The organism is Asaia sp. HumB, assembly GCF_030263835.1.
Classification (GTDB): domain Bacteria; phylum Pseudomonadota; class Alphaproteobacteria; order Acetobacterales; family Acetobacteraceae; genus Asaia; species Asaia bogorensis.
The window spans coordinates 2,449,599-2,475,209 of record NZ_JARPML010000002.1 but is presented as its reverse complement, the minus strand read 5'-3'; the positions used below and the strand labels follow the sequence as shown (position 1 = coordinate 2,475,209).

Annotated in this window: 18 protein-coding genes; 4 read left to right on the top strand and 14 right to left on the bottom strand. The window is 60.4% G+C overall.

What is annotated here, in order from left to right; genetic code table 11:
* Window positions 1-87 precede the first annotated feature (87 nt).
* Window positions 88-921: a phosphatidylcholine/phosphatidylserine synthase gene (locus P5689_RS12170; protein ID WP_035444177.1), complete on the top strand. Its 834-nt coding sequence runs from the start codon at window positions 88-90 to the stop codon at window positions 919-921.
* Window positions 922-1,237: 316 nt separating this feature from the next.
* Here P5689_RS12170 and P5689_RS12165 read toward each other — a convergent pair whose 3' ends face one another.
* The 8 genes from P5689_RS12165 to alkB form a co-directional block, all read right to left on the bottom strand.
* Window positions 1,238-3,472, bottom strand: a complete 2,235-nt coding sequence (locus P5689_RS12165) for a TonB-dependent receptor (protein ID WP_285533347.1) — start codon at window positions 3,470-3,472, stop codon at window positions 1,238-1,240.
* Between the two features lie 805 nt (window positions 3,473-4,277).
* A complete protein-coding gene (locus P5689_RS12160) occupies window positions 4,278-5,240 on the bottom strand; it encodes an ion channel (RefSeq protein ID WP_285533346.1) in 963 nt (320 codons plus the stop codon).
* Between the two features lie 30 nt (window positions 5,241-5,270).
* Window positions 5,271-6,605 carry a glutamate--tRNA ligase gene (gene gltX, locus P5689_RS12155; RefSeq protein WP_285533345.1) on the bottom strand — a complete coding sequence of 445 codons (1,335 nt, stop codon included), beginning with the start codon at window positions 6,603-6,605 and terminating at the stop codon, window positions 5,271-5,273.
* A 91-nt stretch (window positions 6,606-6,696) separates the two neighbouring features.
* Complete coding sequence (locus tag P5689_RS12150) at window positions 6,697-7,482, bottom strand: hypothetical protein (protein ID WP_285533344.1); 786 nt, start codon at window positions 7,480-7,482, stop codon at window positions 6,697-6,699.
* Window positions 7,482-7,856, bottom strand: coding sequence for a hypothetical protein (locus P5689_RS12145; protein ID WP_023978142.1), 375 nt, complete (start codon window positions 7,854-7,856; stop codon window positions 7,482-7,484). The genes P5689_RS12150 and P5689_RS12145 overlap by 1 nt, the downstream gene beginning before the upstream one ends.
* The gene (locus tag P5689_RS12140) at window positions 7,853-9,058 is read right to left on the bottom strand and encodes a nicotinate phosphoribosyltransferase (RefSeq protein WP_285533343.1); all 1,206 of its coding nucleotides are present in this window, start codon (window positions 9,056-9,058) and stop codon (window positions 7,853-7,855) included. The genes P5689_RS12145 and P5689_RS12140 overlap by 4 nt, the downstream gene beginning before the upstream one ends.
* A complete protein-coding gene (locus tag P5689_RS12135; protein ID WP_023978144.1) occupies window positions 9,055-10,449 on the bottom strand; it encodes a class II 3-deoxy-7-phosphoheptulonate synthase in 1,395 nt (464 codons plus the stop codon). The genes P5689_RS12140 and P5689_RS12135 overlap by 4 nt, the downstream gene beginning before the upstream one ends.
* Before the next feature lie 69 nt (window positions 10,450-10,518).
* The gene (gene alkB, locus P5689_RS12130; protein WP_336718368.1) at window positions 10,519-11,166 is read right to left on the bottom strand and encodes a DNA oxidative demethylase AlkB; all 648 of its coding nucleotides are present in this window, start codon (window positions 11,164-11,166) and stop codon (window positions 10,519-10,521) included.
* A 138-nt stretch (window positions 11,167-11,304) separates the two neighbouring features.
* Here alkB and P5689_RS12125 point away from each other — a divergent pair, with 138 nt between their 5' ends.
* The gene (locus tag P5689_RS12125; protein ID WP_285533342.1) at window positions 11,305-11,691 is read left to right on the top strand and encodes a hypothetical protein; all 387 of its coding nucleotides are present in this window, start codon (window positions 11,305-11,307) and stop codon (window positions 11,689-11,691) included.
* 90 nt (window positions 11,692-11,781) lie between these two features.
* Here the strand turns inward: P5689_RS12125 and P5689_RS12120 are convergent, their stop codons facing one another.
* The 3 genes from P5689_RS12120 to P5689_RS12110 all read right to left on the bottom strand — a co-directional run bounded on the left by P5689_RS12120 (window position 11,782) and on the right by P5689_RS12110 (window position 16,883).
* Window positions 11,782-13,122, bottom strand: coding sequence for a carbohydrate porin (locus P5689_RS12120; protein ID WP_285533341.1), 1,341 nt, complete (start codon window positions 13,120-13,122; stop codon window positions 11,782-11,784).
* Between the two features lie 65 nt (window positions 13,123-13,187).
* Window positions 13,188-15,422 carry a glycoside hydrolase family 3 C-terminal domain-containing protein gene (locus P5689_RS12115; RefSeq protein WP_285533340.1) on the bottom strand — a complete coding sequence of 745 codons (2,235 nt, stop codon included), beginning with the start codon at window positions 15,420-15,422 and terminating at the stop codon, window positions 13,188-13,190.
* Between the two features lie 57 nt (window positions 15,423-15,479).
* A complete protein-coding gene (locus P5689_RS12110) occupies window positions 15,480-16,883 on the bottom strand; it encodes a sugar porter family MFS transporter (RefSeq protein ID WP_336718366.1) in 1,404 nt (467 codons plus the stop codon).
* A 654-nt stretch (window positions 16,884-17,537) separates the two neighbouring features.
* On the opposite strand from P5689_RS12110, the gene P5689_RS12105 reads away from it, so the two are divergent.
* Entirely contained in the window at window positions 17,538-18,368 is an 831-nt protein-coding gene (locus P5689_RS12105; RefSeq protein ID WP_285533338.1) for an alpha/beta hydrolase, read from the top strand.
* Between the two features lie 42 nt (window positions 18,369-18,410).
* On the opposite strand, the gene gorA is transcribed toward P5689_RS12105, so the two are convergent.
* From gorA to P5689_RS12090, 3 genes are all read right to left on the bottom strand, one after another.
* Entirely contained in the window at window positions 18,411-19,799 is a 1,389-nt protein-coding gene (gorA, locus tag P5689_RS12100) for a glutathione-disulfide reductase (RefSeq protein WP_285533337.1), read from the bottom strand.
* Window positions 19,800-19,900: 101 nt separating this feature from the next.
* Entirely contained in the window at window positions 19,901-20,785 is an 885-nt protein-coding gene (locus tag P5689_RS12095) for a ferredoxin--NADP reductase (RefSeq protein WP_023978154.1), read from the bottom strand.
* A gap of 118 nt (window positions 20,786-20,903) precedes the next feature.
* Window positions 20,904-22,481, bottom strand: a complete 1,578-nt coding sequence (locus P5689_RS12090) for a S10 family peptidase (RefSeq protein ID WP_408868575.1) — start codon at window positions 22,479-22,481, stop codon at window positions 20,904-20,906.
* A gap of 217 nt (window positions 22,482-22,698) precedes the next feature.
* Here P5689_RS12090 and P5689_RS12085 point away from each other — a divergent pair, with 217 nt between their 5' ends.
* The gene (locus P5689_RS12085; protein WP_285533336.1) at window positions 22,699-25,248 is read left to right on the top strand and encodes a helicase-related protein; all 2,550 of its coding nucleotides are present in this window, start codon (window positions 22,699-22,701) and stop codon (window positions 25,246-25,248) included.
* Window positions 25,249-25,611 lie beyond the last annotated feature (363 nt).

Sequence of the window (25,611 nt, the reverse complement as noted above, 5' to 3'; positions counted from 1 at the left end):
GACACGCTCCCCGGTCCTGTTGAAACGACAGGTCACGCTCAGGCCAACACGGCGCAGGAGACTGCGTCTGCAGACGCGCAGGCCGGCCTGCCTCCCCGGCGCAGGAAGCGTCGGCTGAGGCGTATCCGGCCGCGCCGCGTGCGCGTCCGCGGCCCGTCTTTCAACAGGCTCATCCCGAACCTGCTGACCATGCTGGGTCTGTGCGCCGGGCTGAGCGGGATGCGGTACGGGCTGGAGCAGCAATTCGCCTATGCTGCTGCGGCACTCGTGATTGCGGCCTGTATCGATGGGCTCGACGGACGTATCGCCCGTCTGCTGCATGGCACATCGCGCTTCGGGGCCGAGTTCGACTCGCTCTCCGATTTCGTCTGCTTTGGCGTGGCGCCGCCTTTCCTGCTCTATCTCTGGACATTGCAGGCCAATGGCGGGCGCTACGCTTTTGTGCCCTGCATTCTGTTCACTGTGTGCATGGCGCTGCGTCTCGCGCGCTTCAATGCAAGCCTCGATGACGAGGAGAAGCCGGAATACTCCTACAGCTTCTTCACGGGGGTACCCGCACCTGCCGGCGCGGGTGTCGTGCTGTTTCCCATCTTTCTCGGGCTGGAAGCCGACAGGATGCACTGGCCAGTTCTTGAATCCCTTGCCCGCTCCCCCCTGCTGGCAGCCGGTTTCTTGATCCTGACAGCTGCCCTGCTGGTTTCGACACTGCCGGTCTGGTCGTTCAAGAACTTCAAGATCCCGTCGCCCTTCGTGCTGCCGCTCATGCTCGGCACGTTGCTCTATGCGGCAATCCTTCTGGCCGACCCCTGGCTTGCTCTGGCAGCGGCTGGCATCATCTATCTGCTGATGCTCCCGTTCAGCCGCCGCAGCTTCCATCGCCTCAAGGAACAGGCCGAGGCCATGTCGGAAGACGTGCCCTAGGCCTGTTTTCCCCGATCGGGTTTTCCTTCGAGTTGGTTTTTCCTGTGGGGCGGTTTTTCCGGGCCAGCGTTGCCGTGTAGCCCCCTACTCTCAGGCCTGCATTCCCTTCCCTGCCTCCGCGCTTTCGCAGGCATATGGCGAAGGAGCAGGCGAGAGCATTTTCGCCCATCACATCGGTCGGGATTGTTCCAATTCCCCCCAGACGCCGCATCTTGCCTATCTGTAAGGCCGGTAAGACCTTGCAGACCAAGGTGCGAGGCATCCCCGGCCCTGGGCCTCAAATCCTCAGCACCATTAGCGCCGGTGGCACCCGCTCTCAGAACGCCAGATCGACCTGGCCGCCGAACTGGCGCGCTTCGTTGAAGTAACCCTGCAAGCCCGTCGTCACGCCCAGTGTCTTGAAGTAGACATGCTGCTCGGCAAACAGATTGCGTGCCCAGAGCGAGAACGTGGCCTTCGCACCCGTATTACCGAGCCGCACATTGGACACAGCGACACGCCCGTTGACGATCAGCCCGCTATCACCTTTAGGCTGATAAACGTTCTTGGGGTTTCCGATCCCCGCGTAGACTGGGTCGGTCGTGCCGGCATAATAACCGCTGTCGATATTGCCATCGAGATGGCCAAGCAGCGTGAAACCCTGGAACGGCCGCACATAATCCGCCTGGAAGCTGCCCGAATGAGCCGGGGTATAGCTCTGGTAGATTGGCACGAGCATGGAGCTGACCACACCCACCGAGTTGGGATAGGGATTGGCCGTGGGCGGGATGTGAACATAGTTATAGGCATAGGACAGGCCAAGCGTCAGGTAGCGTATGGGCGACACGCTCAGCTCGGCTTCGACGCCACTCAGATCACCGCGACCAGGCGCATTGATCGTCGAGGTGGTGGTACGCGTCGTCAGCTGATTGCCAATCTGGTAGGGCTTGCTGAAATCGACCTGGATATCCTTGTAGTCGCCCCAATATCCCGCAACGTTGAAACGTACACGCTGATCGAGAAACTCGGTCTTGGTGCCGACCTCGAACATCGAGACCGATTCAGGCCCGAAAGCCTCATAATTCTGCGCTCGTGAATTGGCTCCGCCCGGTTTGTAACCCGTGCTCCACTTCCCGTAGAGCAGCACATGACGGGCAAGATCACCGCTGATTTCCAGAAGCGGATCCACGCGTGACCATCCCGCATCAAAATCAATCGGGCCAGAGACACCCGCCGTATTGATCGGCGCCTGGTTGTTCACCGTTGTCAGCGTGCCCTGCTTGCCATCGTGAGACCAGCGCAGCCCCGCCGTCAGATGCAGCGCGTCATGAAGCACGGGTGGGGTATAGACAGCATTGCCGTAAACGCCCCAGCTTTTTGACGTGACATGGCTGGCGCGATCAATGGGCTGAAGGCTCCAGTCATCATAGGCCGGGCCGGTCAGCAGCCGGTATTCACTGCCAGCAGCATTGGTGAACTGGTTTGTATAGAAGGCCTGCGCGTTATCGGCGGCATGCTCGCGGTAATAGATGAAGCCACCCTGATATTTCAGGCGCTTCGTATGGCCGAAGGCCTGTATCTCCTGACTGATCTGGTTCTGCCAGAATCCTGCCAGCGAGTTACGTGCAAAGCTCATTCCGGTGAAATTGCCTGTGGTGTTGGAAAGGCTCCCGGAGGCCATCCCGTTGTCAAACTGGCTCTGGCTCAGTTCGCGATACGCCGTGATGGATCTGAAAGAGAGATATTGCGGTATCGCCTTGTAATCGAGCGTCATGCGATGCCCGCTGTTCTTGCCGATACTGGGCTCTTCGGGAACGCCGACAAACGCTCTTTTGGCGCGGGTCGTCTGCAACGTCGCAAGCTGCGCGAGCTTGTTCGTTCCTCCCTTGAGCAACTGCATCCACAGCGTGGTCGTGCTGTCATAGGAATTATCATAGGCATAGTCAGCGGTGAAGTTATCACCCGGATGATACATTGCCTCTACATGCACGCCGTGCTTGTCATACTGATTGAACCCATCAGTATCCGGCATCGGGTTATCGACAAGTGGTCCGCGATGCGCTGTCACAGCGTCAATCTTGATCGCCAGATCGTGGTAAGCTGGCAGATCGAGGTGCAACTCGCCCTTGTTGCTGTTGTAATTGCCAAACCCGCCAACCAGACGCATGCCGAATTTTCCTGTGGGGCGACGCGTCACGATGCTCAGGGCGCCAGCCTCGGTATTCCGGCCAAACAGCGTTCCTTGCGGCCCCTTGAGCACCTCCATGCTCTCGACATCGAAAAGTGCCGTGCCAAGTGCCTGCGGTCTGGAGACATACACACCGTCGATATAGACACCCACACCCTGGTCACGTGCGGGCTGGTTACTGTCACCCAGCACGCCGACACCGCGGATATTGACCACCAGGGCCGAATTGCGGCCTGAAAACTGGGCGATACGCAAGGAGGGCACGGAGCCGTCACCGAGATCAACCAGTGAGACGACGTGACGGTTGGCAAGCTGTCGGGCGCTGAGGACCGACACGGATGCCGGGTCCTTCTGGTAGTTTTTGCTGTGGGCCTGCCCTGTCACGCTGATGCTCTCCGGCGTAACGTGATGGGCAACATGACGGGCGGACGATGCCCGAGCCGACGCCGGCGCTGCGGCGACTTCGCTGGCTCCAGCCTCGCCTGCATGCCGGGCAGGCTTTCCTGCGCCGCCTATTTTGTGCCGCGTTGTTCCCGGTTTACCTGCAGGCGCTGCCCTGGCTGTAGTCGGGGTATTCTGATGGGCATCATCCGATAGAGGCGTTGCGTAAGCGGCCCCCGAGCAGCAAAGGAAAGTGAACACCAGGCACAGTCTCTGACCTCTCAACACAAAACTCTCTCCTGCGCCGGATGCGCCGCATCTGGTCGTCCGGCTCTTCTGCAATCGACCCTGTTTCCGGCAAGTGCGCCCATCTGGCACTTCGGACTGGCTTCAATTAGATCGAAACAGAAATAGTTTTGTGTCGAATCAAGTATAGATCGTGAAGTAATTATTGCATTGACTTATTATTGAAACATTTAATCAATAATAAAGTCATATGCTTTGCTTAAACACAGGAAATTCCAAACAACCGCAGCGCCAAAGCGCGGTCCCATCATCGCGCGACACGGTGGCCCCATACGTGCCCACCGAACGCCCACTGGTCTCACTCAACCTCACTAGTGGATATGAAATCGGCGCGCGGTCAGGATACGACCAGCGCTTGATGCGCGCTTTCGGAGGCCTCCTCTGCCCCCTGAAGCGTCAGAGGTCCGAGGGAAGAGGTACGGAAAGTAACAGCCTCGAAAACAGGCGTTCAGCCGCGCATGGGGTAAAGAAAGAGGACTGTGTGGGAAGGCCCATGGCCTCTTCACGCGGCGGCTTCGGCTTCCTGTTCGATGTCGTGAAGCCGTCTGTAATCCACGCGGTAATTGCCCGACGCGTCCTGCACGACCATATCCACGAAACGCATCCCCTTGATCATCTTTGCATGATCGTAACCGTGCTGGAGCAACACGGCCTGACCGGTTGCTTCATCCGTGCCACGTACGGTGACCAGAATTTCCGCATAGGTCGCGTCAAGCTGCTCGACGCTCAAAATAGCAAGAGGGCTAGCGCTATCGATGGGGTGCACCAGGGTTTCGGTGAACCGCAATTCTGGCACCTGCGATTGCAGAAGGGCAAGCCGTGTGAAGATACGGGTGGGGTATCCCCCCTCACCAATCACGAATTGGGAGAGTGAAAGTTCCGCCTCCATCGCCAGCACCGCGCTCTTGCGCGAATTGGCGAGCCTGATGCACAGGGCGGCAGGTGAAGCGCGCTGGCTGATTACCCCGATATGACTGAAAAGAATTTGCGCCCGTGGGCGCGAGAAGCGGGCAAAGACCACGCCAGTGGAAAGGGCATTGATCATCATGCCCAGAAGCGCCTCAACGGATACAAGCGCATTGGCCATGTGCCCGGTTGGGGCCATGACTCCATAGCCAACTGTTGAGAAGGTCTGCACGCTGAAGAAGAACAGGGAGAGCAGGTCGAGATCGGCAGCATTGTTGATATGGGCGTTGCATAGCCGATACAGCAGCGCAAAACCCAGGTTGATTGCGACATAGGCAATCGTGGACCACCCCAGAAACCGTGGCCATGAGGTGGTCAGGGCGTGATGATAGAGATCCGTCCAGAAATTGCTGCCAATGCCGACCCGTATGACCGACGTGCGTTGACGCCCCGTGCCAATCTCATCGCTTTCCTGCCCGGTTCCATCGTCAGCACCCTGCAGGGGCAGCCCGGACTGCACCCTGAAAAACTGCCGCCATCGGGACCTGTCGCGCTTCATGGCCCTTGCGCGTGGGTGAGCCCTCGCACCCTACCCTATAGCCGCTTCCTGCAGGCGACGCAGAACCAGATCACGCCCCATCAGCGGCAGAAGGGCATGCAACTCGGGCCCGGCCTCCTCGCCCGTCAGGGCAAGACGCAGCGGATGGAAAAGAGCCTTGCCCTTGCGGCCAGAGACGTCTTTCAGCGTTGCGATCCACTGCTTCCACGTTTCGCCATCCCACGGGGCGTCAGGCAGGGTCTGCTGCGCCTGCTCCAGGAATCCGGCCTCGTCACGTAGGGAGGGCGGCGCGATGTCGCCCTGCACCACTTCCCACCAGAAACCGATTTCGCCGGTCAGATCGACATTGCCACGTATGGCATTCCAGAAAGCCTCGCTTGCCCTCTCAGGCAGGCGGGTGCGGACATCCTCGAAGGACAGGGTATGCAGCAGGCGGCGGTTGAGCCCCAGCAGATGCTGCATGTCGAAACGCGCTGCCGAACGCGAAATGTGTGACAGATCGAAACTCGCGATAGATTCTTCCAGTGTCATGGGCACCGGGTCGTCCGAACTGCCGATTCTGGACAGGTAGGACACAACCGATTGCGGCTCCATGCCGTCATGACGCAGCGCACGCAGCGACAACGCATCGAAGCGCTTGGACAACTTGCCGCCACCCTCATCCAGCAACAGGGGCAGATGGGCGAAGGTGAAACGAGCAGCCTTGCCACCCAGCGCCTCGATGATATCGAGCTGAACACCGGTGTTGGTAATATGATCCTCACCACGGATGATATGGGTAACATCCAGCTCCATGTCGTCCACAACCGAGGCCAGCGTGTAAAGCACCGTTCCATCGGCCCGCACGAGGACAGGGTCGGAAATGGCTGTCAGCTTGACCGACAGATCACCCATCACGAGATCGCGCCAGCTCTTGTGACCGTCTGAGAGGCGAAAGCGCCAGTAAGGCGTCTTGCCATTGGCTTCGGCACGCTCACGCTGCTCAGGCGTCATGCGCAGCATGGCACGGTCATAGATGGGGGGCTTGCGCGCCTTGAGGCGCAATTCGCGCTTGGCGGCCAGTTCCTGCTCGCTCTCGAAACAGGGATAGAGCCGCCCCGAAGCCTTGAGGGCCTCGATCGCCTTGGCATAGCGGTCAAGCCGCTCGGACTGATGGGCCATCTCGTCCCAGTCGAGACCGAGCCATTCGAGATCCGTCTTGATCCCCTGCTCGTATTCCGCCTTGGAGCGCTCCAGATCCGTATCGTCGATGCGCAGCAGGAATTGTGCGCCATGCTTGCGGGCATACAGGGCGTTGGCGATGGCAAGGCGAGCATTGCCAACATGGAGATAGCCGGTCGGGCTGGGGGCGAAGCGCAGTTTCATGCTGCTTCTATGCCAAGGGCGCGGGCAATTTTCCATAGCCCGCGCACGGTATCGCCATCAGAAATATGCGTGAGTCCAAAAACCGGCGCGTTCAGAAAACCCGGGAGAACCCCGCCCGCTGCAATTCGGCGAGTGCGCCAAGTGCGCTCGGGGTCACGATAGCACGCGGATCGAGATGGTTCGTCAGCGTCGCCGCAAGCTGTCCCTGTCCTGGATTACCGGCTACGGCACCCAAAGCGAGCAGACGCCCGGCATGGGCCCATACAGCATTATGGCAGGCGAGGAACACAACGCCCCGGGCCTGCAAGGCCGGGATACTGCGTCCAGCCGCCCCGTAAACGCCCTGCTCATCCTGATGATGGCGCGAATACCCTGTGGCGACCTGCCTGAGCGGCGGTACCGACTGGCCCGACGACGTCAGACGTGACAGGCCATAACGCGACCAGGCCTCGTCATCGTAAAGGGCCAGCTGCGCCTCACTCCATAATGCCATGACAAGCAGGGCCTCGGGATGACCGAAGGAGAAAATCTCGCTGTTCAGCAGGTTCTGCGCCTCAACAGGCCAGTTGCCCGAAAGCGACGTCCCGGTGCCGATCATGCGCTCTTCGCTGCGATAGGCCCGAAGGGCTTCGAAAGCGACATCGTCCCACAGATCGGGATGATCCAGCAGGCGCGGCAGCGTCGTGAACTGACGCCGGCGCGGTACGGCCTGAAGCTGACGGCTCAGCGCAGGCAGGCTGGTCTGGGGCGATGGCGGCTGAGGAACGACCGCTGAACTCGTCCCCCGTGCCACTGCGGCGCGTGAAAGAGCCACAAGCATAGAACCAGCCGCGCCAGCTGACAGGCCGGCCAGAATCTGACGCCGGTTTATCGGCATCAGATCTCGATCTCCTCGTCATCCTCCACGAGACGGCGCGGATCGAGGGTGCGCCAGTCGCGCTCCATCGGCGTGGCAGGGTTGGCAGCGAAATCCTCAAGTTCCGATGCAGACTTCCAACCATCATCTCCGGCCTCGACGACAATGGCGTCCTCACCGAACGAGAACCAGGCTTCGAGCACTTCGCGCCCCGCGGCCCCGCCAACGCGGCAGCGCTCGACGCTGTCGCGCACATAGGCGCGAGCATAGGCATTGGCGTGGGCGAGGTCCTGAAAGTCTTTCACCTCCTCCACGATGCCTTCTTCCGCACCGCCCGAATTATCGAGAATACGGACAAACCAGCCGCGATCGGGTTCTGCTTCAGAGCTGCTCATGCTTCGCTCTCCTTCTCTCTGGACCGGATTTTCTGCAGGAGGAACTCGCGTCCGACTTTCACCCGCTTTTCACCGTCATAAGCCACGATATCGGCCGTGGCGTAGGTTTCGTTCCATTTGACCGGAATGAACGAGCCTGTTCCGACCACATCGAGCGGTGCATGGGAATCACGCATGGTCATGCATTTCTGCAGGCCAAAGCCCGACGAGACGATAATCCGCACCTCGGGGAAACCTGCGGCATTGAGCTGCTCGCGCATCCACCAGATGGCGGCGGCCGACACACCCGTGCCGACCAGATCCTTCAACTCGTTATCGGAACGGTAGCGCCGTATCGTACCGGGCGTATGACGCTCCAGCACGGCGTAGGACGATTGGGGGTCGAGCCCTTCGATGAAGCGCCCGCCATGCGTATCGAGACGCACGCTGATTCGCCCCTGCGCCGCCAGCTCGGGGAAGCGACGGCACACTGCGAGCGCATCGGTGATTTCCTGCCCGAAATAATCGACCAGCACCACGAGAGGGTCGTCAGGGTAGACCTCGCGATACATTTCTGCGGCACGCAGCGTCGAGCCCGCATAACCGATCAGGGCATGAGGCATGGTGCCCAGTCCATGATCCTGGCCGAAGAAAGCCGCCGTAACATCATTGGCGCAGCCGACAAACCCCTTCGCGCCCTCGCGTCGGGCAGCACGTGAGCCGATCGAGGCGGCATAGCCCATCATTTCCTGCATCTCGAATCCGGCGCAGTGACGGGCTTCCATGGCCATGAACGCTGCATCCGGCAGGGCCAGCGCCATCTGATAGGCATTATGGGCCGCGACGCAGGCTGAGCCGAGCTTTTGCAGCAAAAGAGTTTCGAGGGGGGCCATGCGGGTAAAGGGCCCGGTCAGATAAAGTAGCGGCTCGCCCGCGCCAACCCAGCTTCCCTCAGGGTAGATCGTCTCGATCTCGACCGAAAAACCCTGCTCACATGCGACATTCTCGAGCCATGCAACCATCAACCCATGCGCCGCAATGACGGGTCGGCGAATGAACAGCGCGTAGGTGACCTGACACTCGCCAAAATGCGAGACGATCTTCTGCGTCCGGTTGAAATAGGCGTCTGTCCGCCCGGCAATCTCGCCGGGTGTCAGAGCGAGTTTCGGGCTTAGCGCTGCATCAAGTGCAGCGCGTCCCTCATCGGCCTTGGGGGGCGTCATTCCCGCAACGCCCCGTGATCGCGGAAGTGACCCGTGAGTTCCTCGGCCAGCAGGAACGCCATCTCAAGCGACTGCTCGGCATTGAGGCGCGGATCACAGAACGTCTCGTAACGCCCAGCAAGGTCAGCTTCCGTCAGACGATGGGCACCGCCTACACACTCGGTGACATCCTGCCCGGTCATCTCGATATGGATGCCGCCGGGGCGCAGCCCAGCCTGCTGGAATACCGAGAAGAAACCCTTCACCTCGCCCAGAATCGAGTCGAAGGAGCGGGTCTTGATCTTGTCTGCCGTGGCGATGGTATTGCCATGCATCGGGTCGCACAGCCATGTCACAGTGCGACCGGAGCCACGCACCTTGTCGAGCAGCGGCGGCAGGAAATCACCCACCTTGCTGGCGCCCATGCGGGAAATGAGCGTAATGCGACCGGCCTCGTCCTTCGGGTTGAGGATATCGAGCAGCTTCTCGAGATCTTCCAGCGTGGTAGTGGGGCCGACCTTGATGCCAATCGGATTGCCCACGCCGCGCAGGAACTCCACATGCGCCCCATCGGGCTGGCGTGTCCGATCACCAATCCACAGGAAATGGGCCGAGCAATCGTACCAGTTCTCGCTCAGGCTATCGATGCGCGTCAGAGCCTGCTCGTAAGGCAGCAAAAGCGCCTCATGCGAGGTGTAGAACTCGGTCTCGTTGATCTGCGGCGCGCTCTGGTTGAAGCCACATGCCCCCATGAAGGACAGGGTCTCATCAATGCGCTGGGCAAGGTCCTGATAGCGTTCGGCCAGTGGCGAGCGCTTGACGAAGCCAAGATTCCAGCGATGCACCTGATGCAGGTTGGCGTAACCACCCGATGCAAAGGCACGCAGCAGGTTCATCACGCCAACAGACTGGAAATATCCCGTTTCCATACGCGCCGGATCGGGGATACGCGCCGCCTCGGTGAATTCCGGGCCGTTGATGATGTCACCGCGGTAACAGGGCAAGGTAACGCCGTTCTGCGTCTCGGTGTCGGAGGAACGCGGCTTGGCATACTGCCCGGCCATACGCCCGATCTTGATCACCGGCACCTTGGCACCGAAGGTCAGCACGACGGCCATTTGCAGCAGCACACGAAACGTATCGCGCACGATATCAGCGGTGAACTCATTGAAGCTCTCGGCACATGCCCCGCCCTGAAGCACAAAGGCCTCGCCACGCGCTGCCTTGGCAAGCTGGCTCTTCAGGCGCCGCGTCTCGCCCGCAAACACCAGGGGCGGATATCGCCGCAGACGGGCTTCGACAGAGTCGAGCGCGGCTGCATCCAGATAATGCGGAGCCTGACGAATGGGGTGCGACCGCCAGCTCGACGGCGTCCAGCCGGCGTGCACAGCGGATTCGCGGTTCGGGTGCATGAGAGTATTTTCCTTGAGCCGAAAAAAAGGGTTCTCACTATGAAACGGAATGGCCGATCCGGCTAGGGGCTAGCACGCCCGCACCCGGCGAAACGTCAGATTCCAGCGCCGGTCTCCCGTCAATTCATGGTGGCCCGGCTTCAGCGGGGCGATCCCGTGATAGAACAGACGCGACGGGCCACCCCATACCACGACATCTCCGCTCAGGAGCGAGAGCTTGCGTGTCGGGGCCGTGCGCTCCAGCCCTCCAAAGAGAAATTGTGCGGCCACACCGAGCGAGACCGATACGATCGGGCTTTCCAGCGCCGTCTCGTCGCGGTCCTGATGAAGCCCCATGCGTGCACCGGGCGCATAACAGTTAATCAGACAAGTCTGGGGCACAAAGCCCGGATAACCGGCCTGCTCCGCCATGATCCGGGCCAGTTCGAGCCAGTTATCCGGCATCTCCGGCCAGGCCGCACCACTCAGGGGGTCTCGGGACTCGTAACGATATCCAGCCTTGTCGGAATGCCAGCCCAGCGCGCCACAATTTGTCATCTCGACCGAGAAACGCCGACCACCCGGCGTCTCAAGGCGGCGCAGGGGTGCTTGCGCCATGATTTCGTGCAGCTGTTGCATCAGCCTGGCCTGCATGGCCCGCGCGGCGCCCGGCAGGAACAGGGCGCCGGGTGCCAGAAGCGCAGGCTGTCTGGCTGCCGAGAAGAGATCGTCCATCATAATAGGCTCTTGCCGCCTCTGGTCTCACGAACTACTTGAAAACAGTATCTGCGCCAGAGATCGGGCCAAATTCCGAAATGGCAACCACCACTCCTGTGCGGCCACCGCAGCGGGACGAAACTGCAAGGGAAAGCTTTCATGGCAAAGCTCCGTCGCGGCGCCTTTCTGGCCGCCACTCTGTTTGTTCTGCCTGCCGGAACCGCCTTTGCGCAGTTTACCGGACAAAATGCCCCCAACGAGGCTCATGCGCCGCAGAACAACAGCAACGACACCGGTGTAGAATATCACGGCAAGGGCGAACATCTGACCGCCAAGGGGCGCCACTCCCTGCCCCCCGGCTATCAGGAAACACCGAGCACCGAATTCAAGCACGGCCCGGACCCTGACCACGCCGATAACGTGCAGCGTGACGCCGTCACCGGTGCCGATCTGAGCAAGTTCGGCTCGGCCTATTCCAATTCCAGCCCGGTCCAGAGCGGCCAGCTTGGCGATGCCAGCGGCAATGGCTGGGTAGCCCCGCGCTAGGCTTTGCCAGACCTGCCTCATGACGGGACGCTTTCGCACGTCCCGTCATGACACACGGCTCTGCCCTCTCGTTCTGAGATGCGAGAGCGCTCAGAATGACAGGGTAAACTGCCCCTGCAATGTTAGGGCATCGGCATAGAGCCGGGACACGACAGGATGCGTCGTGTAACTTGTCGTTCCCACAAAATAGATCCCACGATGAAGATGTGCCGCATAGGCAACGGACGACGTCGTGCTGTGATCGAATCTGCGCGGCGCAAATTGCTGCAGGTTCTGTTGCGCTGCCGACCCGATCTTGTTGTACGTGAACCCAATGGACAGCATGTCTTTCTCACGGCCCCGGAAAGGCCCCAGTGCATAGATCGTCGCTGCATAGTCATCGGTAAACACGTTGCTCGTCCGGTCTGCATGATCGGTCTTCAGATCGATATACCAGCCCAGATAAGGAATTGCCGGATTGGTCTGCACAAGCTGCTGGTCGAAAACGACATAAAATGCCGAATTGGAATGACCAAAGGCGCGTTTGCGGTAATCGTAATAGGACGAGCTGTTATAGATCCCTCCGGCACGAAGCCACGTCATGAGTTTGCCCTTGCTGGGGCGTTGCCTGAAACCGATCTCGTCCACATAGATCGGCCTTGCGCCGTTGACGCGAAAATTCACGCCTGACGGGTTGGCACGTGAATCCGCGCCAAACCCGTCAGGGCTCTGGCTGCGAGCAAAGCCGAAATGGTTATAAAACCGCCGGTCATGCGCATACATGCGGATATCGAGACCCGGCGTCGGCATATACATGGACATACCCACCTGGTTCGGGATGATACTGGTCGGCCCAAGCGCGGTCGAGGCTGTGCTTGTCCCCAGAAACAGCCCGTAAAACTGCCCCAGAAGCCCGTAATAGCCGTATTGCGCGGTAATGCGTCCATTGAAGAATGTCTGGAAGATGGTGGCCTGGCTGAGCGCCGTGCCCCTGATCCCGGCGCCGGGATAGGCTGTCTGCCAGTTATTCATCGACAGGGTGAGCTGAGACCCCTTGTTCAGCCCCACGCGCTCCATGTCATACGTCATGTTGAGCCAGAGATTACCCGAGAAATTGGGGCTCTGCCCGTTATAGGCCTGAGGTTTTCCCTGATGGCCGAGAACATCATAGATCTCGCCGAACGAGTAATAGCCCTCGACCAGAAAACCCTTGCTTGCCAGCTTGTCACGCAGACCGAACTGGTCCGGAAAAAGCGTGTCGCAGGTCGTGATGATGGGAGACTCGGAGCCTTTCGTGATCATGCGATCATAAGCGTGGCAGGTGTCGTCTTTCCTGACCGCCGCTCTTTGCGCCTCAAGCGATGGAAGATTGGTGTAATTCGTCTCCTGCGCCTTCAGAGGGCTGATGCTGGCACAGGCGATAACAGCCAGCACGCCGGAATGCAGGGTCAACCGCCATGCGACGGTTGACCCCCTGCTCCTGAGAGAGGGTGATAGGGGCATGGTGCCTCACCCCCTTACTGCGCGTTGATCTGGAGACTGGCCGAAGGGCCTGTCTCATCGGCGGCGTTCCGTGCAAAGACCAGACGATACGTGCCCGGAGCCTGTTTCCACGCCTTCTGGGCTGCGTCGTAGCGCGCCGTCGCATAGCGCGAGAGCGGCACATCAACGACGCGTGTCTCACCGGGCGACAGCGTCACACGGGCATAACCAGCAAGGCGCAATGGCGTGCCGTCGGGCGCATGGGCGTAGATCTGGATAATGTCATCGCCCGCGCGCTGGCCGCTATTGGTTACTTTGGCATGTGCGACCGCTGTGCCACCCGCCATCGAGAGGCTCAGCCCGTCATGCGAAAACCGCGTATAGCTCAGACCGAACCCGAAAGGAAAAGCCGGTGCGCGATGATGCGCGGCAAACCAGCGATAGCCGACATTGGCGCCCTCAACATTCAGGTCGTAATTCTTGAGATAGGCGACATCGGATTTCTCGAAGGGGAACGCACCGGCATGATGCCCGGCACCCGGTAATTCAGGCCGGGGAAGATCGGCCAATGATTGCGGCCAGGTTGTTGTCAGGCGACCCGAAGGCGCGACCTTGCCGCTGAGCAGATTGGCGATTGCCTCACCCCCTGCCGATCCGGGATACCAGGCGGCAAGTACGGCCCCGACCTTGTCGAACCAGGGCATGGCGACAGGGTTGCCGGTCTCAAGCACCACAACACTTTTCCTGTTGGCGCGAGCAACGGCCTCGATCAGCGCATTATCCGAAGGCTGAAGATCGAGATCAGGGGCATCAAGCGTCTCGCCCTGCCATTTGCTCACGAAGACGACCACCGCATCGGCCTTGCCCGCCAGTTCAGCAACCTGCCCCATATCGGCCCCGTCATTGAACACGATCCTGGCACCCGGCATTGCCGCACGCAGCGCGTCGACCGGGGCATTGGGTTCATAGATAATCGGGTGAGGCATTGTCTCGAGACTGGCCTGCACGGGGTCGACCACGGCACTCCCGCCACGCGGCAGCACAGCCGAGCTGCCCCCTCCGGCGATTACACCCTTATCCGCATGACCGCCCACGACAAGGATCATTCCCTTCGGGGCCAGGGGCAGTGTTGCGCGCTCGTTGCGCATGAGAACGGCGCCTTCCTCCTCGATACGGCGGCTGACGGCCATATGGGCGGCAATTTCGGCTTCACCTTCCGCAGGGCGCGCCTGGTCATCGAGCACCCCGTTGGCAACCATGGCCGTCAGGATATGGCGCACCTTGGTGTCGAGAATTTTCTGGCCCTCGGCGCCTTTCGCCATTTTGCGCATCGCGTCGATAAAGCGCGGCCCACGATCGAGCGTCGGGGCGGAATCCTGGTCCAGCCCCGCTGTCACGGCGGCTCCACCATCGGAAAGCGCACCCCAGTCGCTCATGACGAACCCGTCATAGCCCCACTCACCCCGAAGCACGTCAGTCAGCAGATACGGATTCTGACAGGCATAGACCCCGTTCACCTTGTTGTAGGAGCACATGATGCTGCCGGGCTTGCCCTCTTCCACAGCAATACGAAAGGCCAGCAGATCGGATTCCTGCAAGGCAGGAATGCCCAGATCGAGACTGCTCATCATCCGTCCCGTCTCGTAGGAGTTCACCGCGTAATGCTTGACCGTTGAGATCACATGCTGGCTCTGCACGCCCTGCACCTCGGCAGCGGCGACCTGCCCGGCCAGGATGGGATCCTCTCCCATATACTCAAAATTCCGACCGCCGCGCGGATCACGCACCAGATCCATACCGCCCGCGAGCAGCACATTGAAACCACGATGCTTCGCTTCAGCGCCAATCATCGCGCCCCCTTCACGAGCAAGCGCGAGATCGAACGTGCCCGATATAGCCTGCCCCGCGGGAAGGGCTGTCGCGCCATCGCCCGGGCGCACGGCCATCGGGTTGGTGACACCAAGCCCGGCATCACTGATCTGCAAGGCAGGCAGGCCCAGACGGTCTATTGCGGCCACATAGGCCGCCGACCCGATGGCGCCCGCAGGCTTCTTGAAATTGCCGAACTCCATGGCAAGCTGGCTTTCGACCAGCGAGAGCTTCTCGGCTTTGGTCATGCTGTGCATGAGCGCCGCCACCCTGTCCTGAGTCGAGGCGGACTGGTCCTGCCACGGAGCCGGGGCGGCTATGGCGCGGGAACCGGCCAGAAGCGCGGCCATACCCACGGCAAGAGCAAGATATTTTTTGCGCGCAATACTTGATGATGTCATTGTCTTATCCTCTATTCAAATAATCGAAATTGTCCCGATCAGTCCTGAGCGGGAAACCTATCGCCCGATTTCACGCAGCCTGACGCCGCTATTGAGCTTTTGCTCTATGGCCTCGAGCGAGATCCCGCGCGTCTCGGGGACGAAACACAGGGTGAAGGCGATGAACACGACGTTGAGTCCGGCATAGAGCCAGAAAGTATGCGAGGCACCGAGGCTACCCAGCAGGGTCAGGAAGGTTGCCCCGACCGCCATGTTTGCAATCCAGTTCGTGAAGGTGGAGCAGGCGACACCGAAGTCACGCCCTTCAAGCGGCTGCACCTCGGCACACAGGATCCAGATCAGCGGGCCAGCCGAAAACGCAAAGCCGGTGATGAACAGCAACAGGACCGCAACGGACAGGTAATGCGTCAGAACACCGGTCTCGCTGCCGAGGGAGAGCAGGATGGCCAGAGCCCCCATGCCCAGCGCCATGATCGCAAATCCCGAGACAAGCATGGGCCTGCGCCCCCAGCGATCGACGAAGCTGATCGCGATGAAGGTCGCCAGCATGTTCACGAGCCCGACAATCGCCGTGCCCCACATCTGGCCGTCCTGACCGAAGCCAGCCACCTCAAAAATACGCGGCGCGTAATACATGACCACGTTGATGCCTGTGAGTTGCTGCACAATCTGCAGCCCGATCCCGAGACAGACGGAGCGACGGAAATTCGGATTTTCCAGAAACATCGCAAAACCGCGCTGCTTCTGCTTCAGCCTGCCCTGAATTTCCTGAATTTCGACTTCAGCCGCTGCACGTGAAGGCCGCAGGCTGGCGAGTGTCTCGAGCGCCTCGTCATGGCGACCGCGCAGCATGAGCCAGCGCGGGCTATCGGGAAGAAAGAAGGAGCCGATCATGAAGATCGCCCCCGGCACCGCCACGATTCCGAGCATCCAGCGCCAGGCGCCGTAATAGGCAAAAACCGCATCCGACACGAAAGCGAGCAGGATCCCGATCGTGATCATGAGTTGATAGACAGAGATCAGACTGCCGCGATGCCCCTCATCTGCCACCTCGGAAATATAGAGCGGCGCAACGAAGCTCGCGATGCCAATGGCCAGCCCAAGCAGGGCTCGCGCCACAATAAGCAGGACAATACCCTGTGCCACGACACAGAGCAGAGCACCGAGCATAAAAAGAAAGGCGCTCAGGATGAGCGCCTTTTTGCGACCGAACCGGTAGGAAAGCTGTCCCGCACAAACGGCGCCAATCGCGGCGCCGACCATCATGGAGGAAACAATCCACTCCTGGGCAACATCCCCGGCATGGAACTCCTTGGCAATAAAGCCAAGCGCGCCGGAAATAACACCGATATCAAGACCGAACATCAGCCCGGCAACAGCAGCAAGTATAGCTGCCAGCAACATTCTACCGACCAGTGGCACCTTCTGCTTTCGCGGGCTTTCACACGACGTATATTTCATAGAACTCCCCGAACCCTCATCACTAAACACCCGTAACCGAAGTGTTGTGATATGTATCTTTTGTAATGAGATAGTCCACTATGTGGGTGATGAGAGTCACATGATCGCGACTGGAACGACACTCATCGAGGCCAATGAAAAATCCTGATATTTTTCAGTGATATATAATAGAAGATTTGTGAAATATATTTTTTGATCAATTCGCGACTGGAGAACAAATAACGAGTCCTTGGGATTACGGTACCGAGACATTTCTTTTTTGGATATCTCTGCCGATTATGCGGATAATGAGAGATATAACGACCAATCGATATCGTTCGCTCGGAATTTCATCGTTATTTTTTGCAATCTCGATTTGTTTTCCGAATCGTCCCCTGACGGGCCGCGCACCCTCTTCCCGGCACAGCCTCCGAGATTCGGAAGCGTGCCGACATCAAGCCGGAATGTTGGTTCATCACTCACTCCCATGCAGGGACTGGTCGCGCCAGACTATCGGACCCGATACCGCGTCAAGAGGCCGAAATCGAGGTGATCAGAGGGCGGCGGAAAGCGGAGCGATATCATTAATGATCACGCTCTCGTCGGGTCGGGAACTCCCGCGATTGTGGTCTGTTTTCGTTCGTTATATTCTGCCCTCTCGAAAAGGACGCGACCATGCCATCCCTCAAATTGTGCGACGGCAATAGCCTTCATTACAAGGATATGGGCAAGGGCCGGCCCGTATTGCTGGTGCATGGCTGGCCTCTGACAGGCGATATGTGGGAGTATCAGACCCTTGCCCTGCTGGAAGCCGGATACAGGGTTATCACCTATGACCGCCGGGGCTTTGGCCAGTCCAGCCATCCTTTTGGCGGCTATGACTACGACACTCTCACCGGTGATCTTGCCGAACTGATCGATCATCTCGATCTGCGCGATCTCACGCTCGTCGGGTTCTCAATGGGTGGTGGCGAAGTGGCGCGTTACCTGAGCAGCTATGGCCCCTCGCGCCTGGCTGGCGTTGCGCTCATTTCTTCGGTCGTGCCCTACCTGCTGCAGGACCAGAGCAACCCGGATGGGGTGCCGGTCGATGTCTTTGCCGATTTCAAGGTCCAGATCCGACGGGACCGTTTCCATTTTCTGGCAGAGTTCCTCAAGGGCTTCTACGGGGTCAGCATGATCCGCAAGCCGGTCAGTCAGGCGCTTATCGACTGGAGCTTCACGCTCGGCATCATGGCGAGCCCCAATGCCACTCTCGACTGCATCGACTCATTCAGCCGAACCGATTTCCGCCCTGATCTCGCGGCCTTTACGGTGCCGACGCTGGTGGTTCACGGCACTGGCGACAAGACAGTGCCCTACGAACTGACGGGCAAACGCGTGAGCGAAGCACTCCCCCATGCGCGCTATGTCGAATATGACAGCGCCCCTCATGGCCTGTTTGCCACTGATGCCGATGCGCTCAACCGCGACCTTCTGGCCTTTCTGACCAGCACCGGCATCTGACATCACTCCCCTCTCCGGTTTCCCCGGAGAGGGCCCGACGCGTCATCCCTTGCGGGCAACCTGACGCGTCGGGCTGCGCATGGTCACGAACTCTTCCGCCGTGGTGGGGTGGATACCGATCGTGCGGTCGAAATCGATCTTCTTCAGCCCGGCTGTGATGGCAATCGCAATGCCCTGCATCATTTCCGCAGAGGCATCGCCCATCATATGCGCGCCGACCACCTTCTGGCTTTCACGCTCGACAACCAGCTTCATGAAGGCCTTGCGCTCGCGGCCGATCAGTGTCTGGCGCAGCGGACGGAAAGACGCTGTAAATACCTCGATATCCGCCTTTTCCGCTGCCTCCTCCTCGGTCAGGCCGACACTTGCGAGTGGCTCCGAAAAGAAAACCGCCTTGGGGGTGGTCTCGAACGACCAGCTTCTGGCGTGACCGGTATAGAGCGTCTCCGCCAGAATATGCCCCTCGGCGATAGCGACTGGGGTCAGATTGATCCGGTCCGTGACATCGCCAATGGCGTAGATGTTTTCCACATTCGTGGCGGATTGATCGTCCACGGCAATGGCGCCATCCTTGACCGCCACCCCAACACCGTCCAGACCCAGCCCGTCGATATTGGGTGTGCGTCCGGTGGCGAAAAACACGCAATCGGTCTCGATCGTCTCGCCATTGCCGAGGCTGACGCGATAATGCCCCTCGCCCAGCTTCTCGATCCGTTCGGGGCTCTGGCCTGCATGAACAGCGATACCATGATGAGGCAACGCCTCATGCAGCTTCTCGCGCAATTCGCGGTCGAAGCCGCGCAGGGGCAGATCCTGCCTGAACACGAGATCGACTTTCGAGCCGAGCCCCGCGAAGATGCCGGCGAATTCGATACCGATATACCCGCCCCCGATGATGCAGATGCGCTCCGGGCGGGCCTTGAGGTGAAAGGCCTCATCAGAAATGATGGCGTGCTCGGCACCATCGATCGGCGGGCGTGTGGGGCGGCCACCTGTAGCGATCACGATGCGCTTTGCCGTCACCCGTCGCGGCTCGGCCTGCTCGTCCAGAGGACCGGGCCCGATCTCGATCGTGTTGGCGTCGATCAGTCTGGCGCGCCCGACAAACAGCTCGACCCCGGCCTTGCCCAGCATCGACTTATAGATGCCATCGAGCCTTTCGATTTCCTTGTCCTTGGCCGCGATGAACCGTGACCAGTCATGGGCACCCAGCTGCACGTCCCAGCCATAAGCCCGCGCATCCTCAGCGGCTTCGGCCCCTTCCGACGCATAGACCATGAGCTTCTTGGGCACGCAGCCCAGATTCACACAGGTCCCGCCCCAGTGGCGGCTTTCGGCAATCGCCACCTTCGCGCCGTTCTGGGCCGCGATACGGGCAAAGCGTACCCCACCCGAGCCTGCACCAATCACGAAAACATCGAAATCCGGCATCAAGCCTCTCCCCAAAATCAAACGCGGCCGGAAAATCTCCCGGCCGCGCATGGTATGTTCAGTATTCTGTTCTGCGCCCCTTCAGAACGGGGCCGGAGGGCTTAGCGTTCCGCAAAAGCCTTCTCGACGACATAGGAGCCCTGATTGCTCATGTTGCCTTCGTCAAAGCCCATGGACAGCAGCAGCTTTTCCGTATCGGCCAGCATTTCCGGCGAGCCGCAGATCATCACGCGGTCATGCTCGGGATCGAGCCTGGGCAGGCCCAGATCCTCGAAGATCTTGCCGTTTTCGATCAGCGTGGTGATGCGATCGGTCACAGCGAAGTCTTCACGGGTAACGGCCGGATAGTATTTCAGCTGCTTGGACACATACTCGCCAAGGAATTCGTGGTTCGGCAGGTCATGGCGGATGTGGTTCATGTAGGCCAGTTCGCCCGAAACACGAACGGTATGGCTCAGCACGACATTCTCGTAACGCTCATAGCATTCCGGGTCTTCGATCAGGCTCATGAACGGGGCAAGACCCGTACCCGTCGAGAGGAAATAAAGGTTACGGCCCGGACGCAGATTATCGAGCAGCAAGGTGCCCACCGGCTTGCGACCGACGAGCACGGTGTCACCCACCTTCACATGGCGCAAACGCGAGGTCAGCGGGCCATCTTCCACCGCAATGGACAGGAATTCCAGCTCTTCCTCGTAATTGGCCGAAGCGATGGAGTAGGCGCGTAGCAGCGGCTTGCCCTCGACCTCGATGCCGATCATCGTGAACTGGCCATTCTCGAAGCGCAGACCCGGATCGCGCGTGCAGGTGAAGGTGAAAAGACGGTCGGTCCAGTGATGGACGCTCAGCACTTCGCATGCCTGGAGATGCCCGTATTCCTTGCTGGGGGGCGCCAGACGATACTGGCCCGGATGCCCCTCAACGGGCAGTAGCCCGGACAGGGGCTCGGCAATGGTAGGCATAGGCAGGGAGACAGGCGCGTTCATCAGGCACTCTTTCGCATGCTTGCAGGGGGCGGGCGGTCTGACACCGCCCAAAGTGGCGAAATTTCTAGATCATCCTTCCGCCGTTTGGAAACCCCACAGCCGCGCCTGTTCTAAATTATTACGACGATTTCGGATGCGTCCTTGCAATAAACTGCGAAACGTTATCGTGCATTTCCTTCAACGCGGGCAGATGGGCATAGACCATATGACCCGACGCATATTGCTTGATCTCAATATTTTTCGCGAGCGCGCGCGGGATCGGCAGATGGCGCATTTCATACACACCCTCGAAATAGGGCGTGCCGAGATCGTAATAACCCTGGTTGAGCATGACCTGTAGCGAGGGGTTGGTTTTCATCGCCATCGCCAGATCCGGCAGCACATTGGGCTCGCCACGGGCCGGACCGCGCTGGTCGGGCTGCTTGTGGGTGAAGCTCCACTTGCCGATACTATGGGCGCTTACGCGATATTCCATATACCCATCGCCAAAGGACGGATCGGCCCCGTAATGCAGCGTCTTGCGCGCATAATCGTTGAACGCCGCCACATAGGCCGATTCCATGGCCGCCGATTGCGGATCATAGGCCGGGCGCTGGGCCAGCGGGTCGAGGCTCGGGCCCGAAAAGCGGCTATCGAGGCGACCCGTATCCTGCCCCTCATCACCCAGTAGCGTCTTGGCAAACTCGCCGCCATTCACGCGCAGATCGGCCTTGATCAGATAATCGACCGGCAGGCCCGTATAGCGATGCAGCTTTTCGGCCGTGGCCTTGAGTTTTTCATCGCTGATGCCGGTGCCATCCTGCAGGGCGGAGGTGTAGTCAGTCAGCGCAAAATGCTCGACCTCGGCCAGAAACGCCTTCAGATCGGCAGGCTGGTCGGGCAGCTTGTGATGATACCAGGCTGTCGCGGCAAAGCTCGGCAGGCCCAGCACATAAGGCTGGTCATTGCTCGGATTACCCTGCGCACGATCGATAGAATTGCCGTAATTCAGGATCTGGGAAAGCAGGATCACACCATTGAGGTCGATCCCTTTCTCATTGGCCAGGGCATTGGCGATGATGGCGGAACGCGTCGTGCCATAGCTTTCGCCAAACAGGTATTTGGGTGAGTTGTAACGCCCGTGACGCGCCAGAAACTGCGCGATGAAATCGGTGAACGCAGCAGCATCGGGGTCAGTGCCGTAAAAGGCCTTGTCACGATCCTTGCCGATCACGCGGCCAAAACCCGTGCCCGGTGCATCGATAAAGACGAGATCTGTCGAATCCAGAAGTGAGTCGTCGTTATCCACGAGCTTGTAAGGCGCAGCAGGGGTGTGGACATCGTCCGATGTCACAACACGCTTGGGGCCGAGCGCCCCCATATGCAGCCAGACCGTCGCAGAACCCGGCCCACCATTATAGACAAATGTGATGGGACGGTTTTCCGCATGCGCGCCTTTCTTGAAATAGGCGACGTAGAAAATGGAGGCGACAGCCTGCGGGGCCTTCGGATCGGGATTGGCATCGTCCCAGCCCTCGGGATGAACGATGAGCGTGCCGGACTCTGCCTGATAGGGAACAGCCTGCCCGCGAATGGTCACGCTGCCATCGCTCAGAACATGCTGTGGCTTCATCAGAAAGGCAGGACCATGCACCTCGCCAGGGCCACCATCGGGGCCGGGCGGCGGGGGTGGCGGGCCCATATGCGGCGGCGGCATGTCCGACGCTGCGAGGGCCGTGCCGCCCATCAAAGCCGTCAGAGCGAAAAGGGCAGAAATCTTCGGAGCTTGCTTGAACCGCACCGGGTTCTCCTTGTGTCACGTCTCAAAAAAATACGCCGCGGCGTATCGTTCCGGTTGCGTATAGGAAAGCGAAACGCCCATGGCCGCAAGTCTCCCGTTGCAGCAAACCGTGTCATAACGCACAAACGGATTCATGGACTCAGCACTCTCCCCCGCCGATCACGCGCTCTCTGTTGCGATCGAGGAAACCGGCCTCTCGCCCTCCCCCAAGGAAGAGCCGCGCCTGCTCAAACTGATCGCACGAAGCCTCGTGCCGGGGACGAACACCATCCTCGCCTCCGAATATGAGCGCCTGATATGCGATGTGCGCCGCAAGGACTGGGCAGCACAGCTGATGAACCTCACCCGCCGCGCGGGTGAACTCTGGATCAGCAAGGCTGACATGCTCGATGCGGTTAGTCGCGTGCACGACCCGCGGGCCACGCCAGAGCTGCTCCGTGCCACGCTGGCAGACACGCTGGCCGCACGTTTTCGCGATATGGGGCATACGCCGCGCGACGTGCTTGAAGCGGTGCAGGCCGATCTGACCGATGCGGGCACTTTCCTTTCGGGCGGACAGATCGATCGGCTGGCCCAGATCATCGCCTCGGCTTTCGGGGTGGAGGATACCGGCTTCGAGGCCGAGCTGATCGCGAGCGAAAAGGCGCGACGCGAAGAGGAAGAGCGGATCGAGGCGCGCGCCGAGGCACGGCGCAAGCGGGAAAACGAGCGCCTCAAGGCATGGGAAGAAAGCCTCGTCGGGTTCGATCAGGTGCCCGCCATCCTGCATTGCACCCCGCGCGAGGCGCTGCGCTGGATTGCCGAAAACCGCCTGCCCGTCACACGCCGTACCCCGCAGCCCGACGGCACTGAAAAATTCGAGTTCGATCCCGAAATCCTCAAGCGCCTGCGTTCGCAGCTGGCGGAATGGCGCGGTGGCGAAAAAGGCACGCCAGCGCTTGCCGGGCGCAAGGTCGGCAATGCTGTCATCGCCCGTGTGGCCGCGCTCGATCGCTATGTCGCGCATTTTCGCACGGCACGCTCGCTCAAGCGCCGTATCACGCTGGTGACCGGCCCGACCAATTCAGGCAAATCCTACACCGCGCTCAATGCGCTGGCCAATGCCGAGAGCGGCCTCGCGCTCGCCCCCCTGCGCCTTCTGGCCCATGAGTTTCGCGAGTCCCTGTTGTCCCGCGGAGTTCCGGCTTCGCTCGCCACGGGTGAAGAGCGCATCGATTTCCCCGGCGCCCGCCATCTGGCAGCGACGGTCGAGATGTGCCCCTTTCACAACCCGGTCGATGTCGCGCTGATCGATGAAGCGCAAATGCTGATGGACCCCGATCGCGGCGCGGCCTGGACGGCTGCCATCATGGGTGTACCGGCGCGTCATCTGTATATTCTGGGCGCCCCCGATTGCATCCCGCTCATCAGGCGTATTGCCGAGCTTTGCGATGATCCGCTGGATGAAATCAGCCTTGAGCGCAAATCGCCACTCCGCGCCGCCAGCGCACCCTTGCGCCTGCGCGATCTGGAGGCGGGCGATGCGCTTATTGCCTTCTCACGACGCGAGGTGCTGGATCTGCGCGCCGAGCTTCTGACGCTCGGCAAGCGTGTGGCCGTAGTCTATGGCGCGCTCAGCCCTGAGGTGCGCCGTGCCGAAGCCGCGCGCTTCAATAATGGCGAGGCCGAAATCCTTGTCGCGACCGATGCCATTGGCATGGGGCTCAACCTATCCATCAAGCGCGTGGTGTTCAGTGCGCTGCGCAAATATGACGGCAAGCAGACGCGAGACCTGACCACGCAGGAAATCAAGCAGATTGGCGGGCGCGCCGGGCGCTACGGCCATCATGAAAACGGCGTCGTCGCCGTGCTGGGCGAGGCCGGCACACCAGCCCATATCCGCAAGATGCTGGCCGCACCGCCCGAGCCCATCACGGAACTGCGCCCTCTGGTGCAGCCGGATGCCGATATCGTGCGCGCGGTGGCTGAGGAAATCGAGACCGACAGCCTTTACGGTGTGCTGGTGCGCATCAAGCGCGCCGTGTTGCGCGCCGACGACCCGAATTACCGTCTGGCCGATATGGATCAGGCCTTCGAGATTGCCTCAGCCCTGGAAGGTGTGGAGGGGCTCTCCCTCACCCAGCGCTGGGTCTATGCCATGTGCCCCATCGACGAGCGCGATAATGGCATTTCGCGACTGGTCGGCTGGGCCAGCGATCATGCAGCGGGTCGGCGGGTACCACCGCCCGGCACCGGGCGTCTGGTCCAGCCTTCACAGGCCGGGCGCGAAGAACTCGAGCGCGCCGAGAAACGGCATAAGCGCCTTGTGGCGTGGCGCTGGCTCTCGCTGCGCTTTGCCGATGCCTACACCGACAAGCAGGCCGCCGAGGACAACACGACGGCGCTGAATGACTGGATCGAGGCGGTGCTTCGCCAGCAAAGCCGCGAGCGCGAACACCAGAAACGCGCCATGCCCGGCAGGCGCGGCGGCGGGAAAGGATTGGGTGACCGGTCCGGCGGAGGCTATTCCGGCCCCGGCCGCCCCCCGTCATCCCGAGGTGATGCGCGTCGTGACGGCGCCGGGCGCGATGGCGGCAGAAGCGAATCGGGTGAGCGCTCCCCCGGTGGGTCGCCCTCCGGCAAGCGTTTCAAGGGAGCGGGCGGCCCGCGCAAGGGCGGCAAGGGTGGCCGCGGCCGCGGCTGACACGCCGCAATCGCTTTTTATCCCGCGTCGTCTCGCTGCGCTTCGGCAGGGTGGCAGAACATACCTGGAATAAGGGGCATGGGAGAGTGGCTGCGCAAGATCGCGCGTGCGCGTCCCCTCCCTGTCGCTGGTGCCTACATCGCTGCCGAGCTGGCGTCAGCACCATGCGAAACGGCTGGGCGGGCGCTGTAATGAGCCGAATTTGACGAGTCGCCTAGCTTTGTTATGAGAAAAAAAATACAGATAAAACAAAGACTTATCCAGATAGATAACTCGGTTCGCGGTGCGACACATGAATTTTTTCGCGTGGTCGACGCAAAAAGTTCTTCCATTCTTCACAAAAACCGCGCTAGCGTTTCTTTG

Bases quoted from the DNA above. Each gene is read 5' to 3' on its own strand.
- P5689_RS12125 (WP_285533342.1), top strand. From the start codon at position 11,305: ATGGCAAAGCTCCGTCGCGGCGCCTTTCTGGCCGCCACTCTGTTTGTT.
- gltX (WP_285533345.1), bottom strand. From the start codon at position 6,605: ATGAAACTGCGCTTCGCCCCCAGCCCGACCGGCTATCTCCATGTTGGC.
- P5689_RS12145 (WP_023978142.1), bottom strand. From the start codon at position 7,856: ATGAGCAGCTCTGAAGCAGAACCCGATCGCGGCTGGTTTGTCCGTATT.
- P5689_RS12090 (WP_408868575.1), bottom strand. From the start codon at position 22,481: ATGCCGCCGCCGCATATGGGCCCGCCACCCCCGCCGCCCGGCCCCGAT.
- P5689_RS12110 (WP_336718366.1), bottom strand. From the start codon at position 16,883: ATGAAATATACGTCGTGTGAAAGCCCGCGAAAGCAGAAGGTGCCACTG.
- P5689_RS12095 (WP_023978154.1), bottom strand. From the start codon at position 20,785: ATGAACGCGCCTGTCTCCCTGCCTATGCCTACCATTGCCGAGCCCCTG.
- P5689_RS12135 (WP_023978144.1), bottom strand. From the start codon at position 10,449: ATGCACCCGAACCGCGAATCCGCTGTGCACGCCGGCTGGACGCCGTCG.
- alkB (WP_336718368.1), bottom strand. From the start codon at position 11,166: ATGATGGACGATCTCTTCTCGGCAGCCAGACAGCCTGCGCTTCTGGCA.
- P5689_RS12160 (WP_285533346.1), bottom strand. From the start codon at position 5,240: ATGAAGCGCGACAGGTCCCGATGGCGGCAGTTTTTCAGGGTGCAGTCC.
- P5689_RS12105 (WP_285533338.1), top strand. From the start codon at position 17,538: ATGCCATCCCTCAAATTGTGCGACGGCAATAGCCTTCATTACAAGGAT.
- gorA (WP_285533337.1), bottom strand. From the start codon at position 19,799: ATGCCGGATTTCGATGTTTTCGTGATTGGTGCAGGCTCGGGTGGGGTA.
- P5689_RS12150 (WP_285533344.1), bottom strand. From the start codon at position 7,482: ATGCCGATAAACCGGCGTCAGATTCTGGCCGGCCTGTCAGCTGGCGCG.
- P5689_RS12115 (WP_285533340.1), bottom strand. From the start codon at position 15,422: ATGACATCATCAAGTATTGCGCGCAAAAAATATCTTGCTCTTGCCGTG.
- P5689_RS12085 (WP_285533336.1), top strand. From the start codon at position 22,699: ATGGACTCAGCACTCTCCCCCGCCGATCACGCGCTCTCTGTTGCGATC.
- P5689_RS12140 (WP_285533343.1), bottom strand. From the start codon at position 9,058: ATGACGCCCCCCAAGGCCGATGAGGGACGCGCTGCACTTGATGCAGCG.